General features: G+C 39.4%; 1 protein-coding gene. It reads left to right on the top strand.

What is annotated here, in order from left to right:
* The first annotated feature begins 160 nt into the window (after positions 1–160).
* The gene (locus G1O98_RS38185) at positions 161–1,297 is read left to right on the top strand and encodes an IS4 family transposase (protein ID WP_345940646.1); all 1,137 of its coding nucleotides are present in this window, start codon (positions 161–163) and stop codon (positions 1,295–1,297) included.
* The last annotated feature ends 189 nt before the right edge of the window (positions 1,298–1,486 follow it).

Below are 1,486 nucleotides of genomic sequence, written 5' to 3'. Positions count from 1 at the left end.
CAATACGGTTCAGTTAAGGCTCAAACAGTTGTAAATTAGGTATTGTTTCCAAAAATGGAAATCAAGTACGGTGCATCTGAAAGAATTCTCCTTAGTGTCTCCCAAGATACAGAGTACTGAGATATTCAAAGCAATAGAGATAGCGATTCCAGCGACTTCAATCGAAGAGGCGATTGCTAAAACTAAAGTCGAAGAGGAACGTCATCGCTCGTTACCAGCACAACTGGTAGTTTGCCTGATAATAGCAATGAGCCTGTGGTCGAGAGATTCAATGCGGGATGTACTAAAAAATCTCATTGATGGTCTTTCAGAAGCATGGATAAAAATTGGGAAATATTGGCGTATCCCGTGTAAATCGGCTATATCCCAAGCCAGACAGCGATTAGGAGCAGGCGTGATGAGACAATTGTTTCATCAGTTGGTACGACCAATGGCAAATAGCGAAACAGTAGGAGCTTTTTTAAATGGACTACGAATCGTAGTGATTGATGGAACCTGCCTAGATATCCCAGACAGTGAAGAAAATGCCAGAGTTTTTGGCCGTCCAAGTAGTCGTCCTGGAACAATTGCAGCATTTCCTAAAGTCAGATTAGTAATTTTAGTGGAAGCAGGAACGCACATTATATTTGATGCCTTAATGTGTCCTTATCGTATGGGAGAACGGGTTCGAGCTTTAAAATTATTACGCTCTGTACAATCAGGAATGCTGTTAATGTGGGACAGAGGGTTACATTCTTATGAAATGGTACACAAAACAGTATCAAAGGGATGTGATTATTTAGGAAGAATTCCTGCCAATGTTAAATTTTTAAACGAAGAAGTTTTAAACGATGGTTCGTATTTAAGTTATATTTATCCATCTGGCAAGTTGAGAAAAAAAGGTTTTGAGCCAATACAAGTACGAGTTATTGAGTACACAATAGAGAATCCTGATAACCCCGAAGAACAGATTAAATATCGTTTAATTACGAGCTTATTGGACATGGAAAAATTCCCAGCCCAGTTACTAGCTTGTGAGTACCATCAACGTTGGGAAGTCGAGAATACGATTGATGAACTCAAAGTACATCTTTTAGGACGAAAAACTCATATTCGTTCTCAAAAAGCACGGGAGGTTGTGCAAGAAGTTTACGGTTTATTATTAGGGCATTGGGCTATTCGGTTGTTGATTTTTCAAGCTGCAAACAGCGCTTCGGTTTCACCCTTACGTCTAAGTTTCACTGGAACATTACGAGTTGTTCGTCGTGCTCTCCCAAAATTCCAACGTTTACAACCACAAGAACTTCCCTTTTTTTGAATTGGCTAACTGTGGAGATTCTCGACCAAGTTTTACCTGAAAGGGTTCATAGAAACAACCCAAGGGTTGTGAAAAAGCCTGTATCAAAATTTCGCTCAAAAAAAGTTAAACACAGAGGTACTGGAATAATAACTAATCCTCCCGTGTTTATTATTTCAAGCACTGTATAGCCTTAACTGAACCGTATTG

It is taken from the genome of Nostoc sp. UIC 10630 (genome assembly GCF_010747425.1).
Classification (GTDB): Bacteria; Cyanobacteriota; Cyanobacteriia; order Cyanobacteriales; family Nostocaceae; genus Nostoc.
Note: the sequence above shows the minus strand (reverse complement) of the source record. Positions and strands in the feature narration are given on the sequence as shown.